Annotated in this window: 18 protein-coding genes; 9 read left to right on the top strand and 9 right to left on the bottom strand. The window is 34.9% G+C overall.

Annotation, left to right across the window (positions count from 1 at the left end; translation table 11 throughout):
* Positions 1-26: 26 nt before the first annotated feature.
* Together KO02_RS11760 and KO02_RS11755 are read right to left on the bottom strand one after the other, a co-directional pair.
* Entirely contained in the window at positions 27-458 is a 432-nt protein-coding gene (locus tag KO02_RS11760) for a hypothetical protein (RefSeq protein ID WP_038698528.1), read from the bottom strand.
* A 10-nt stretch (positions 459-468) separates the two neighbouring features.
* Positions 469-945, bottom strand: coding sequence for a hypothetical protein (locus KO02_RS11755; RefSeq protein WP_038698526.1), 477 nt, complete (start codon positions 943-945; stop codon positions 469-471).
* A 359-nt stretch (positions 946-1304) separates the two neighbouring features.
* Here KO02_RS11755 and KO02_RS11750 point away from each other — a divergent pair, with 359 nt between their 5' ends.
* From KO02_RS11750 to KO02_RS11715, 9 genes are all read left to right on the top strand, one after another.
* Positions 1305-1601 (top strand): hypothetical protein, encoded by a 297-nt coding sequence (locus tag KO02_RS11750; RefSeq protein ID WP_038698525.1) that lies wholly within the window; start codon positions 1305-1307, stop codon positions 1599-1601.
* Positions 1601-2275: an antA/AntB antirepressor family protein gene (locus tag KO02_RS22790; protein ID WP_051959892.1), complete on the top strand. Its 675-nt coding sequence runs from the start codon at positions 1601-1603 to the stop codon at positions 2273-2275. The genes KO02_RS11750 and KO02_RS22790 overlap by 1 nt, the downstream gene beginning before the upstream one ends.
* Positions 2276-2410: 135 nt before the next feature.
* Entirely contained in the window at positions 2411-3199 is a 789-nt protein-coding gene (locus KO02_RS11740) for a hypothetical protein (RefSeq protein WP_038698523.1), read from the top strand.
* A complete protein-coding gene (locus KO02_RS11735) occupies positions 3177-3434 on the top strand; it encodes a hypothetical protein (RefSeq protein ID WP_038698521.1) in 258 nt (85 codons plus the stop codon). Before KO02_RS11740 ends, KO02_RS11735 begins: the two co-directional genes overlap by 23 nt.
* The gene (locus KO02_RS23575; RefSeq protein ID WP_144243318.1) at positions 3427-3657 is read left to right on the top strand and encodes a hypothetical protein; all 231 of its coding nucleotides are present in this window, start codon (positions 3427-3429) and stop codon (positions 3655-3657) included. The genes KO02_RS11735 and KO02_RS23575 overlap by 8 nt, the downstream gene beginning before the upstream one ends.
* A gap of 11 nt (positions 3658-3668) precedes the next feature.
* Complete coding sequence (locus KO02_RS11730) at positions 3669-6629, top strand: hypothetical protein (RefSeq protein ID WP_038698519.1); 2961 nt, start codon at positions 3669-3671, stop codon at positions 6627-6629.
* A 119-nt stretch (positions 6630-6748) separates the two neighbouring features.
* Positions 6749-7288 (top strand): N-acetylmuramoyl-L-alanine amidase, encoded by a 540-nt coding sequence (locus KO02_RS11725; RefSeq protein WP_038698517.1) that lies wholly within the window; start codon positions 6749-6751, stop codon positions 7286-7288.
* A gap of 9 nt (positions 7289-7297) precedes the next feature.
* A complete protein-coding gene (locus KO02_RS11720) occupies positions 7298-7717 on the top strand; it encodes a hypothetical protein (RefSeq protein ID WP_038698515.1) in 420 nt (139 codons plus the stop codon).
* On the top strand, positions 7674-8195 hold the full coding sequence (locus KO02_RS11715) for a hypothetical protein (RefSeq protein WP_038698513.1): 522 nt from the start codon (positions 7674-7676) through the stop codon (positions 8193-8195). The genes KO02_RS11720 and KO02_RS11715 overlap by 44 nt, the downstream gene beginning before the upstream one ends.
* A gap of 130 nt (positions 8196-8325) precedes the next feature.
* Here the strand turns inward: KO02_RS11715 and KO02_RS22785 are convergent, their stop codons facing one another.
* From KO02_RS22785 to KO02_RS11675, 7 genes are all read right to left on the bottom strand, one after another.
* Positions 8326-8781, bottom strand: coding sequence for a hypothetical protein (locus tag KO02_RS22785; RefSeq protein ID WP_051959891.1), 456 nt, complete (start codon positions 8779-8781; stop codon positions 8326-8328).
* On the bottom strand, positions 8778-9134 hold the full coding sequence (locus KO02_RS11705; RefSeq protein ID WP_038698511.1) for a hypothetical protein: 357 nt from the start codon (positions 9132-9134) through the stop codon (positions 8778-8780). Before KO02_RS11705 ends, KO02_RS22785 begins: the two co-directional genes overlap by 4 nt.
* Positions 9118-9483 carry a hypothetical protein gene (locus KO02_RS11700; RefSeq protein WP_038698509.1) on the bottom strand — a complete coding sequence of 122 codons (366 nt, stop codon included), beginning with the start codon at positions 9481-9483 and terminating at the stop codon, positions 9118-9120. Before KO02_RS11700 ends, KO02_RS11705 begins: the two co-directional genes overlap by 17 nt.
* Entirely contained in the window at positions 9470-9838 is a 369-nt protein-coding gene (locus KO02_RS11695) for a hypothetical protein (protein ID WP_038698507.1), read from the bottom strand. The genes KO02_RS11700 and KO02_RS11695 overlap by 14 nt, the downstream gene beginning before the upstream one ends.
* A gap of 147 nt (positions 9839-9985) precedes the next feature.
* Positions 9986-10267 (bottom strand): hypothetical protein, encoded by a 282-nt coding sequence (locus tag KO02_RS11690; RefSeq protein WP_038698505.1) that lies wholly within the window; start codon positions 10265-10267, stop codon positions 9986-9988.
* Between the two features lie 249 nt (positions 10268-10516).
* A complete protein-coding gene (locus KO02_RS11680) occupies positions 10517-11155 on the bottom strand; it encodes a hypothetical protein (RefSeq protein WP_038698502.1) in 639 nt (212 codons plus the stop codon).
* Positions 11155-11427, bottom strand: a complete 273-nt coding sequence (locus KO02_RS11675; RefSeq protein ID WP_038698500.1) for a hypothetical protein — start codon at positions 11425-11427, stop codon at positions 11155-11157. Before KO02_RS11675 ends, KO02_RS11680 begins: the two co-directional genes overlap by 1 nt.
* Between the last annotated feature and the right edge of the window lie 2 nt (positions 11428-11429).

The following is an 11429-nucleotide window of genomic DNA, read 5'->3' as shown; positions in this document are numbered from 1 at the left end:
AAGGGGCATTTTGCAATGCCCCTTTGTTATTTTTTATAGGAATTAGTGCAATTATAATCTTCACTTGCAGATGGATTAAGGGTGCTATATAAATAAGTTATTTTTAACTCTTTGGTTGAATTGTCTAAATAAGCGCTTAATATCTTACTTTCTGATATTTTTATTTCATAATTATTTGAACCATTTTCTGAATATGAATATGTATTAGTAACAAACTTATTATTTGTGTTATATCCTGAAATCTCGACTTGATTACCAGATTTATAATCTAATGTTAAGTACGGATTATAATCAATATTAAATTCGTTATCTGTTTTTGTAACTGGATTATAGAATGACGCTTTCAATAATTTCCATTTTCCAATTATTGAAATTGACGGTTTGGTATCATCGTCCTTGCTACAACTAATGAAAGAAAGTGTAGTGATGATTAATAAAAATGTAAATAATTTTTTCATAATATAACACTTAAAATATATCTTTTTCTCTAAAATTTGGGTTTTCTTTAGCTAGTTTTATTAGATGCTTAAAAGCATTAGCTAGTTTATTAGAATCTATTAAGCTTCCCATCAAGAAAGCTATAGAATCATTCGTTTCTATGTTATTACCATCATCTATTGATAAGATTGTAAAAGGTTTTAAAGAGGTAGAACCTAGCCAAAGGCGATACATATTTCTATCTATCGTTTCAACTACAGAAGTGTCTACATTCTGTAGATATACTTTTGTTTTTGACTTTAATTCATTGTTGATAATTCTATGAACTGACATTTCACCATATTGACTAACTGTAATTTCATGACTATGACTTAATAGACTGGCGGGATTTTTATACTGAAATTCATTGATATTTGTTTGAATAAACTTTAAAGTCTCTTCAAAGCTTTGGCTGTGGGCGTTAAATGATAAAAAAATGAGTACAGCTGAAAATAAAATATATTTCATTGTAAATCAATTGGTTAATAATTAATAATTGCTATTTTGTAAACTTTATTATTAAAATGTAAACTATTTAATTACTTTTGTAAACCTCTTCGGTTTTGTTGTTTACATTTCATTCAAAAGTAAAATTTTATTTGGCAGTATCAAAAAAGTTTTGCAGTTTTGAATTGCGAACTTAAATGAAGTAGTAGAGGGCTTCTATAAAATTTCTTTACAAAAAATAAGCTGATACTAGGTATTTGCATAATTATACAGGTTTACCCCTGTCGACGTGGTTTTGATTCTCAATAGTTTTCTATTGACTTCATTTAGGTTCGCACCCCACTAGGCAGGGGCTTTTTGTTGCCTGTAAATCAAGTAAAATGCGAACCTTACAAACAAACCAATCAAAATCTGCTAAGCTAAGCGGTAAAGAACTAGACCTAGAAATTAAAAGAATCTTAAATGATCTTTTCTTTGACTATCTGACATCTGATGATGTAAATCTTTTTCTAAATGAATTTATGGAAAGTATCATTCCTTCGGAATCATTTTCATCTCTTGAAGAAAGTGACCGCCACACTTTTGTATTTCTGTATACGAAGTTGAGGGATGTGACTAAACTAATGGAACGTAAAGAAGTATTGAATATCGTACTTAGGAAAGGGAGGTTAGCGTAATGGAAGAGATTATTAAAATCAATGATCACAACGGACAGTCCGTTGTGTCTGCAAGGGAACTTCATGAATTTCTAGAAAGTAAAAGAGACTTTTCTACATGGATTAAACAACGAATACAAAAATACGGGTTCGTTGAAAATGATGACTTTTCTCGCTTCACCCAAAAAGTGGAAGCGAACAACGCTACATCAATCGAATATGCCTTAACTTTGGACACGGCAAAAGAGCTGGCCATGGTTGAGGCTAATGATAAAGGTAGGCAAGCGCGTAAATATTTCATAGCGTGTGAACGTCGAGCAAACAATTCAAATAATAATGCTTTACTAAGTGGTGTTATTGCAGAAAGATTGTTAATCTTGGAGGAGGAGGTAAAGGCTTTAAAGGCCAATCAGCCTATTCCTATTGATAATATGAAATTTACACGGCCATTGCCATCGGAACAAGTCAAAAAAGTACAAGTTGTAAAAGAGGAAGAGTATCTTTCGGTTACAGATTATTTGAGAAAATATAAAAATAATTCTTTCATGAATAAGTTTGAGGTGATACGTATCAGCAAAGATGTAAACCGGCATTGTATTAATAAGGGTATAGGTGTGCGTAACGAGTGGTCGGAGAAATGGAAAAATGGTGTAAATAATTATCCTGTCAGTGTGTTACAGGAATTTATAAAATAAAAAATAGGGGGCTTCTAATCGAAGCTCCTATTTTTTTGCGCTAATAGATTAGTTGTACTAAACTTTTTTATTAACTTTGGAGTAGTTTGTTGTTAAAGGCCTTGTAGCATTGGTGGTTTACTTTAATAATGAACTATGGCGTTACAAGTTAAACTACAATTCCAGGGGCAAGACCGAAGTGGAAGGGAAATCGTATTGAAAGATGCGACAGGCCACCAATCTTTTGGTCGTGTGACTGGATATTCGTCTGTCCAACCTGGTCAGATAAAAGCTTATCATATTTCCTTTTCTCGTATTGACATGGTGGAAAAGCTGTGGACTCTCATTGATGGTACAAATTCTGCTGTTCTGGTGCCTTCAAAAATCGCTATGGGTATCCCATTTAAAATCACTTCTTCTCTTTTTAAGGATTCAACAGGATTTCAAGATTTAGCCTCATCAATATTTTCTGACGGTATCGTAGATATAAATATGTACGTGCAATTTGATGGTCTGTCTGGTGTGGTAATTACTAAGGGGGCTTCATTTGTAACTGGTGAATCATTTCTTTCAGTTTATGATGCAGATGCTATTTTGATAGATGGTGTAGTATATGAGTTGGATAAAAATAAAGATCATAATGGCTATACGGTGCTTTATGTGTTGGGAAGTTTTGATGTGGATGCTACTTCATTTGATGTCCTGTACCGGGCTAATGATAAAGCATTTTTAAGATCAGAAGGTGATTATCAATTGCAGAAAGCTGTGGCTATCACAGGCCGTTGTAATGCTCTGGCTTTGGATACCATTTGTGTAGCGATGGCTAACAAGGAGGCTGCTAAACTTTATTATGATGCTGAAGAATATGTTAAGGCTGATGAATTGTTAGTGGCTAGATGTAAACTATTAAAAAACGTGATCGATGATAACGGTATCTGCTGTTGAGTTTGAAGCCTTATTGGCCAAGGCTGAAGTCTTGTTCCAAGAAGCTGTATATGCGGGTTATTTGGCTATGAAATCGGGATTGGGTATTGATAATGTGGTTTGTACTATAAAACCAATTTACTGTGCTTTAGAAGCTTTGCGTGGGTACAAAACAGGAGAGTTTGAGCCCGCTGAATTTTATAATGTTCTAGATGCAGATGAGGTATCTAAAATATTTAACCTAATAAATGGATAAACATATGAATGGATGTGAAAATTGCTGTGCTACATGCGGTCGCTTAATGACTGAGGAGCAAACGCAAACTAATACCACGATTGCTGTTCCTGTAGCTGCTCTGTCGGATTTTGAGTTAGCTAAAGAAGCTGGTGCTATACCCGAAGATATGACTTTTGATGAATGGTTGAATCGACCAGTAAATGTTGCTAACGGAATTTTTGAGTTTGGAGATAACGCTTAAATATTGAGATAATGCAAAAGTATAAATACATAGATACACTTCCCGAAGGAGCTATTTTTGAGCAAGGGGACGAAATTAGAATAATTAAAAGTGTTGGAAGTTCGTATCGGTGGGAAGATTGGAAAGTAGCTGCTGATGGAAGCTTATATTCTGCATCTTTAAAAGAAGATGAGTGGTTACGATTGGATCAGCTGACTCAAGATCAACTTACAAAATTGGCTGGTCTAAAAAATCAGACGGATATTACTCAAGAAATCCAAGATGCAGCCTGGGCAACGATAACTGAATCAATTCCAGCTATTCAGGGAGGTGCGACTGCAGCTACAGCAATTGCATTGTCTGCCGGACCTTCTGGACAAAACAGGTGGTTCGATGCTAGTTGGGGATACTGGAAGTACAACAATATTGTCTTAAAAAATCCAACTGGCACGGATGGATTGCCCGAGGGTAACGACGGGATGGTTTATTGGAATGGTGCTACGGAAATTTGGAGTATTCCAAAGATGCAGTTGTTGCCTGTAGCTCTCGGCACCAATAAAGTAATTGAAGGGGGAGTGGAGGTTGTTAATCAAGATGGAGTATTTTCTAATACATATGTTAGGAAGATATCAGATGTGATAAATTCTAACTTATTAAAAGAGTCAGATTTATTAAAAGGTCAGATTGATTTGTTTAAAAAATCTTATCAGATTATTGGAAGAATTGATAATAATACAGGTATTGTTAATGATTCTGCTTCTAAAATGATTGCGGTACCTGTTGAATTGCTTGAATATCACATTAAAGCTAACCGCGATTCAGGTTCTGCTTTTTCAGTTGTTTTTTTAGATGTTAACGGGTCACAATTAAAACCAACTGGACGTTCCAATTATACTTTGTCATTTAATCAAGAGGGAGATTTTACTCCGCCTGCAAGTGCAATGGTATTTGTCACCAATTTAAATATAGGATCTACAGTAATCATGCAGATTTTAGGCAGCACCTTTGTTAAGAAAGACAATCAAGGTGTTAAGGTTGAAGTTCGCGAAGATTTAATACCTGAATCTGTTAAGTATACTCAATTACTTAATAAAAGCAATAATCTGTTTGATAAATCTGTGTTCGATGTTGGTTACATTAATTCTACCACGGGAGCATTGAGAACCGACAGCTTAAATAGTAAAACAACGAAATGGTTAAGGTTAGACGATACTAAAACACATATTGCAATCTCAGGAAGGACGTCAAGTAATGGTAATTTAAGATTTTCAATTGATGGAATTAATCCGGTAAATCCTGTAAAAGATGACGGAACAGAGTTCAGTAATTATGATCCCATTGCGAATGGTAAAGGTATTACTGGAGTATTTAGAAAGCCGCTTGTTGGTGGCAATGTCGTTAAATATGTTTCCGCTGTTTATGTTTTTGATAATGGTACAATTATAAGTGGAGACGACGCAACATTGATGATCGTCGACGGTAATGTTATGCCGACAAAGTACGAGCCTTTTGGTTACACAACTATTAAAAGCCAATATTTACCTGAAACCAGTATATCAAGAAATTGGTTATTTAAAAATGGAAATTCATATTCCGTAAACGGAATCAGCGACAACACTATTTTCACTACTAATTTCATTACAAGATTAGGAGCAGATAATCTCAGTAATCCAAATTTTAATTTACAAAGCGATTATGTGTCTGGAGTATTATTCAAAAACAGTAATGATGATGTGGCCCCTGTTAATATTTTCGATACAAGTGACGGTTCAGGAAGATTTATTGGAGGAAATCATGGATGGTCATACGCTAAACAGCTTACATTAACATCTCATGGGAAAACATTTTCTGACATAGGATCTATTTATACGGATGAATCTCCCAGGGATTTTGTTATAACAAGAATAATAGACGCAAACAATTTAGTTGTAGTTGCGAGAAATATTGCTACAGATGGATATTCTTATAATTTTCCTGCTGTTAACGGGGCGCTAACGCATAAGAGCAACGGTGTAAATACAGGAAATATTTCAGGGTATACACAAACGTCTTTGGGAAATCTTTTCAACTTTGTAAAAATAAAGTACAGTAAGGTATATGTTGATGGCATTGAGGCCGTAGATGGAACTACATCAGGAAGTGTCATTAAAATATCCGAAAACTACGACATTCTTGATCTTGATAGTGTATTAATAAAACTGACTGCTAATCGCCCATCAGGGGGATATACAAGTAATCCTAATCTGAATAGTTTTAACGCTGAAGCTCTTTTCTCACATTCCATTATTTACGAGTTTAGATATGCAGGTAAATGCACTATTTACCATGACTTTTATCTTTACAAAAAATTAAAGTTTAATTATCATTCCTTTACTCAGGCGAGTGCACTGTCTTCATCATCTGCTAGGATTTACATCCCACGATCAAAAACTTTTGGCGGAGTTGATTACCGATTGGCGCCTTTGTATGCTGCGCCCACGTCTGCAGTACATTTAACAAAAGATAGTTTTTGGGAAGATCCTTTAAAATCACCAATTCGAGTAATGAATTTTATTCCTGGTAATTATGGTATTCATTTAGGATATATCAGAGATCTTGGAGACTCTGTTAATAGGGAATCACTAGTTAATGATGCAATATTCCTGAATACAACTAAAAAGTTGTATCCGAAAGGGATTGATTTGGGTCAGGTAAAAGATGCAGGCACATATTTTTCAATAGTCGCATTTAGAAATATTGTAGACCTTACTAATGTAGGGCCAGTAAGAACATCTTTTGACTATTCTATTGCTAATGATGCTTTATATGTATTTGCTGATTATCACGTAAGCGGATACGATCGATTAGATATCCCTGTAGAGTTCTCGGGGAAAAAAATAACTGTCTTAGATTCAAAAGGAGTAGAGCTTGTAAGTGAAATTGCAACAGGATCAATAACAGTTAAAGTTAATCTTACTGAAGGACAAGGACATATTGAATTAAAAATAGGATAACATGAAGATATGACAAAAGGGCTTATCCTTAATAAAGAGCTTCGAATGTGAAAATAAAAATAAAGAAATTACAAGTAGTAGCCTATAAAGCTACTCCTTTAAAATAAGAAGGGGATTACATGAAAAAAACAACATATTCAAGTGCAGGACATCATTTAAAAGACTCAGGCGCAATAGGAGTAAACGGTCGAAAAGAAAACGAAGAAACTATGATATTTCGGGATTTAGTTAACGAAGAATTGGTAGTAATGGGTAGGACAGTGGTTCAAGACAAGGATACTGAAACATTAGGGCAATATCTAGGCCGTATTGAACCAACCGATAAAGATGTCGTTATTGAACCTCATTTTAACGCGTTCAACGGTAAGGCTTCTGGAGTAGAGGTGTTGGTTGCTGATAATGCAAATGATAGATCAAAGGCTATGGCAAAGGAACTAGTAGCCGGCTATGCTAAGATTATGGATATCCCAAATCGTGGCGTTAAAACGGAATCCCAATCAGCTAGGGGTAAACTTGCACTTATGCGTAAGAAAGGTGCTGTTTGTCTGCCTGAAATTTGTTTCATTGACAATGCGAGCGACATGGCTGCATACGACAGGAATAAAATGAATCTAGCCTGCTTTACGGTAAAAGTGATTGCTAAATACGACTTAAACTAAAATGGAAATATGGAGATACTAGACGTATTAGAGCGTTTTGGACTTCCTGTAGGATCCTTTGTCGGGGGTTGGTTAGCAGGAAGACCAAAGCAGAAAGCAGATATCGACACAACAAATGTAGATAATGCTAAGAAGCTATTCGATGAGTACAAGGATCTTGCGGATAGGGAGAAGCAAAGAGGTACAGAACATGAAAAAACGATAGGAGACTTGCGTTCTGTTATATCTACGCTAGAAGATACTGTGTCCGCTTTAAACGGTGCGATTGACAGTTTGAAAACAGATAATCACGCTTGTAAGTCTGCTCTAAAAAGAATAAGAGATGAACGTGATATCCTTCAAAATGAAGTTGTAAAGCTTCGGGAAATATTAGAGAGAAAGCAAAATGAAAAGACTGATATTATTATTGACAATCTGCACCCTAATTAACGGGTGCGGATTATTCCGAAAAAAAACGACGATCAAACAATCTGCTTTAGTCGAGCAGAAATCTGATGTTAAAGAATCTGAATCGGAAAAAGCTAAATTAAACGTCCAGCAATCTCAAAATACTATCACATTAACTACTGATCAAGGCCGCATAAAAACAACTGTAAAGGGGCGTGAAATCGAAATTACGTCTACAGGTATTAAGTGTAAGGATTGCGAGGTTGAACAGAGGGAGGATAAGGATTTGAAGAAACAAACTGATAGTATTGCCTTAGTAAATAGTAATTTGGAATACGCAAAAGATGCTGATAGGAGGGTAAGGGAGAGTTTAAAAGATGAAACGAAAGATAGTAATGTGGTGACTGAGCCTAGCATTAAGGGGATGATTTGGGGAGCTGTTGCGCTGATTCTAGTTGTCTCTTTTCTGTTTTGGTATTTTGGAGTGAAAAGAAGAAAATCACCTCCAAAGAATCAATAGAGATAAAAAATCAACAACAATAGTTTAGTTATACTAATCTTTTACTATATTTGATTTGTCTACTGGTTGTTTGTTGGTGATTAGTCGGATGTTTTCATTGTATTTTAGGGGAAAGGATAGGTAGTGATACCTATCCTTTTTTTATTCGTCTCAGTGCTGAGTACATGAAATTACGTTCAACGCTAGGGCAAACTATATTGAAGGAGTGACGCTCTTCTTTTGGGATACTAGCGGGACCTCCAATATAAGTATCAAAAGGATTGTAGATGTTAAGTAGTTTACCTTTCTCATTAACTTGGATCAATCCCCATCCTCTAGGCACTTCTTCAATTTTTACTAATCCTTCTGGCACACAAAAGAATCTGTATTTTCCCATTGGCGAATTGTGCTGCTTCAAGGCATTACGTTTATAATCCGAACGGCTTACTTTGCATTCTATCAATACAGAGTGGCCCCCTCCTCCAAACCCTATAACATCGGGAATTTCAGATGTTGCGCCAGTCATCATTTCTTTGAATGCCACTCCGCATGAAAATTTTCTCAAGACTAAACTGTGAGCAATATCAACTAATTGGGAGTGTGTCATAATGTTTCTTTTTTATCTAAAGCATCTCTTAATACCTTTGCAATGCTTTCAGGTGATTCATATAAATAACCTCCTGGAGGGGTTTTTTGATGAGGCAATCCTCTTCCTGCCATAAAGCAGCATTTCCATGTTCTATGATCTAAAATTTCGGCAAACCATCCATTAGATTCATGCTTATAACATTTTTTATCAGAATCTAACCAACCTTTAGTGCTCATTTTTGTAAATCCAAAATGTTTGAGTATTCTTTCAAAACTTTTGCATTCTAGTTCCTGGAGTGCTTTACCTTTTTCTATTTCAAGAATCTGCTCTTTTGTTAATTCGATGGTAACACCTTCAATTGTTATTTTCATGGCAAATTCTTTTTATGCTTTCTACTTTGTTTTTTAGAATCTTTGCCAACGCTTTATCAACTCGAGTTCGAATAATTTTGTATCGATCGGTCCCTTTGGTCAGTTCCTGCAACTTTCGTCGATAAAGCTGGATCTCCTGGTCCTTAAGCCAAACCTTACTATCTATTGACTTCTTATAGGAGTCTAGGCTTATCAGCTGGGCATCCCTAACTTTATTACGGCTTCGTTGTGAGCGTTTGTTTTCGATATTAACATGCGCTATAATCACCTTTTCTATCTCTTCACGACTAAACTTAGGTAATTCCATAATAGCGTCTGTAAGGGTCTCTATTAATTTATCTGTATTCATATTCTTCGTTTGCTTTTTTGAAAATTCTGTCAATATATCCTTGAATTCCAGCTATGGTGTTTTTATTCCGGGGATAGTCCCATTTATTTATGAGATTTGGGTCTAGTTGATGTTGATATCCCTCTCGAATTGCATTTCTATACATAAGTAGTAGGGAAGAAGTCAATAGGTACCTATCAACTTTTACCTTATCTGCTTTTTCAAGAGCTACTGACATGTACCAATCGTATTGAGGGGATTGATATTCTTTAGGCTCATTTTTGAACTTTATAATTCGACCTTTATCAGGAGCTAATAAATCCCATTGAGCTGTATAGAAATCCGTTTCGTGATGTTTTAAAGTTGTTGTTGTCATTTTATGTTCCTCCTTACATTAAATCTAAGCCTCGTAATCCCTTTTATTAAAAGTTTTTTTCGCTTAACTATAGCCTTACATCTATTAAGCTCATCTAATAAGTTTGGTATTTCCAATTTTATCCATTCTTCTGTTCTCATTTCTTAATTATAATTTTGGGATATTAGATTCATTCATAACTAATGTTTGAGGAATGTGAAAGTCATCATTTTCATATATCAAATCAAGACTATTCCCAAACTCATCTTTTGGATGGCCAGCATTAATCAAAGCTTTTTTAGCTACTGCTTTTGCATATCCCTTAGACAATTCATCAATAATGTTTGTTAACAACCTTGTTGATGTACTACAGGTCGAAATAACATCATTCCAGTCATTGTAGCCTTTACGTTTAGCCCAGGATTCTCTGTATTGTTCGATTGTTTTCATAATTATTTGATTAGTCGCAATATGATCTATGGCAATGTGGGCAGCCAGTTATTAATTGATTTGTCGCTTTCTCAACCGAAATACCAGTGCTGTATGATCCATGATTAATTTGGAAATAAATTTGATTTTTGCACCTGTAGCATATGCCATTTGTAGGTGCGAAGTGCGGATCTCCGGACTTTTCACAGTATGATTTTTGAGCTTTAATAGCTTGGTTTGCATTGTAAGTTTGATTTTCCATTTTGAGAATTATTTAATGGGATGATTACGTTCTAGAGATCTATCTTTCATTTCCCAGTTATAGTCTAAAAGATAGTTGTGAGCATTCCCTTTCAAGTTATATTGTTCTTTACTAAAAGAAATCTTAACGAAATGGCGAACGAATGGATTATTTATATTGATTTGTGGTCTGTGAATTACAGATTGATTTAATCGATAAATACAGTTACTTTGGCATTTCAGTTTTTGATCATATATGAGATGATTCATCTCATATAAACTAATTTCGTGATCCTGTATTAACTGGAAATTACCCGTTATGTATTCAGTTGGTAAACTATCGGACCAGATATAATTGATATCATCGGTCATGAAGCCGTCTGAATGCCATCCTGGTCTATTTATGTTTGATCCTGTGGGTGTATAAAGACATTTAGCAGTTAAATAAATGTTTTGTAAATAGTATTTATCTGCTCCAAATTCTTTTATGAAATCTTCACAAGCTTTATTAACTATAGTTCTTAGCCTTTCTAATTGATTAGGAAGTAGAATTGCTGAACCTTTACCTGATAGTCTTACAGGTAGGTACTGATAAAAGTACATTTCTGAATTATCGATAATAACATCTGATGCTATTTTGATCGGAGGAAGACCGTACGTATTTTTCATTATATTAATTCAAAAATGTGCATTCCTATATCCATACCGACATGTATATCTGCTCGTCCGATAAAGACGAGTTTTTCAGGTGTTTCTTTAATTTCTTGACCAGTTTTATAAAGTCTGAAATGTCTATCAACTGATGGTGCTGCGGTATTTATTATTGCCCAGATAGCAACAAAACCTTCTTGATTTTCACCTTTGATAATTCTAGCACCGAAGGGCATAGTGATTGTCGATTCTTCCTTCATAGGAAGGATAAATTTGTGTATTGTATTCATGC

Source organism: Sphingobacterium sp. ML3W, from assembly GCF_000747525.1.
In the GTDB taxonomy this organism is placed as follows: domain Bacteria; phylum Bacteroidota; class Bacteroidia; order Sphingobacteriales; family Sphingobacteriaceae; genus Sphingobacterium.
Note: the sequence above shows the minus strand (reverse complement) of the source record. Positions and strands in the feature narration are given on the sequence as shown.

Bases quoted from the DNA above. Each gene is read 5' to 3' on its own strand.
- KO02_RS11760 (WP_038698528.1), bottom strand. From the start codon at position 458: ATGAAAAAATTATTTACATTTTTATTAATCATCACTACACTTTCTTTC.
- KO02_RS11755 (WP_038698526.1), bottom strand. From the start codon at position 945: ATGAAATATATTTTATTTTCAGCTGTACTCATTTTTTTATCATTTAAC.
- KO02_RS11750 (WP_038698525.1), top strand. From the start codon at position 1,305: ATGCGAACCTTACAAACAAACCAATCAAAATCTGCTAAGCTAAGCGGT.
- KO02_RS22790 (WP_051959892.1), top strand. From the start codon at position 1,601: ATGGAAGAGATTATTAAAATCAATGATCACAACGGACAGTCCGTTGTG.
- KO02_RS11740 (WP_038698523.1), top strand. From the start codon at position 2,411: ATGGCGTTACAAGTTAAACTACAATTCCAGGGGCAAGACCGAAGTGGA.
- KO02_RS11735 (WP_038698521.1), top strand. From the start codon at position 3,177: ATGATAACGGTATCTGCTGTTGAGTTTGAAGCCTTATTGGCCAAGGCT.
- KO02_RS23575 (WP_144243318.1), top strand. From the start codon at position 3,427: ATGGATAAACATATGAATGGATGTGAAAATTGCTGTGCTACATGCGGT.
- KO02_RS11730 (WP_038698519.1), top strand. From the start codon at position 3,669: ATGCAAAAGTATAAATACATAGATACACTTCCCGAAGGAGCTATTTTT.
- KO02_RS11725 (WP_038698517.1), top strand. From the start codon at position 6,749: ATGAAAAAAACAACATATTCAAGTGCAGGACATCATTTAAAAGACTCA.
- KO02_RS11720 (WP_038698515.1), top strand. From the start codon at position 7,298: ATGGAGATACTAGACGTATTAGAGCGTTTTGGACTTCCTGTAGGATCC.
- KO02_RS11715 (WP_038698513.1), top strand. From the start codon at position 7,674: ATGAAAAGACTGATATTATTATTGACAATCTGCACCCTAATTAACGGG.
- KO02_RS22785 (WP_051959891.1), bottom strand. From the start codon at position 8,781: ATGACACACTCCCAATTAGTTGATATTGCTCACAGTTTAGTCTTGAGA.
- KO02_RS11705 (WP_038698511.1), bottom strand. From the start codon at position 9,134: ATGAAAATAACAATTGAAGGTGTTACCATCGAATTAACAAAAGAGCAG.
- KO02_RS11700 (WP_038698509.1), bottom strand. From the start codon at position 9,483: ATGAATACAGATAAATTAATAGAGACCCTTACAGACGCTATTATGGAA.
- KO02_RS11695 (WP_038698507.1), bottom strand. From the start codon at position 9,838: ATGACAACAACAACTTTAAAACATCACGAAACGGATTTCTATACAGCT.
- KO02_RS11690 (WP_038698505.1), bottom strand. From the start codon at position 10,267: ATGAAAACAATCGAACAATACAGAGAATCCTGGGCTAAACGTAAAGGC.
- KO02_RS11680 (WP_038698502.1), bottom strand. From the start codon at position 11,155: ATGAAAAATACGTACGGTCTTCCTCCGATCAAAATAGCATCAGATGTT.
- KO02_RS11675 (WP_038698500.1), bottom strand. From the start codon at position 11,427: ATGAATACAATACACAAATTTATCCTTCCTATGAAGGAAGAATCGACA.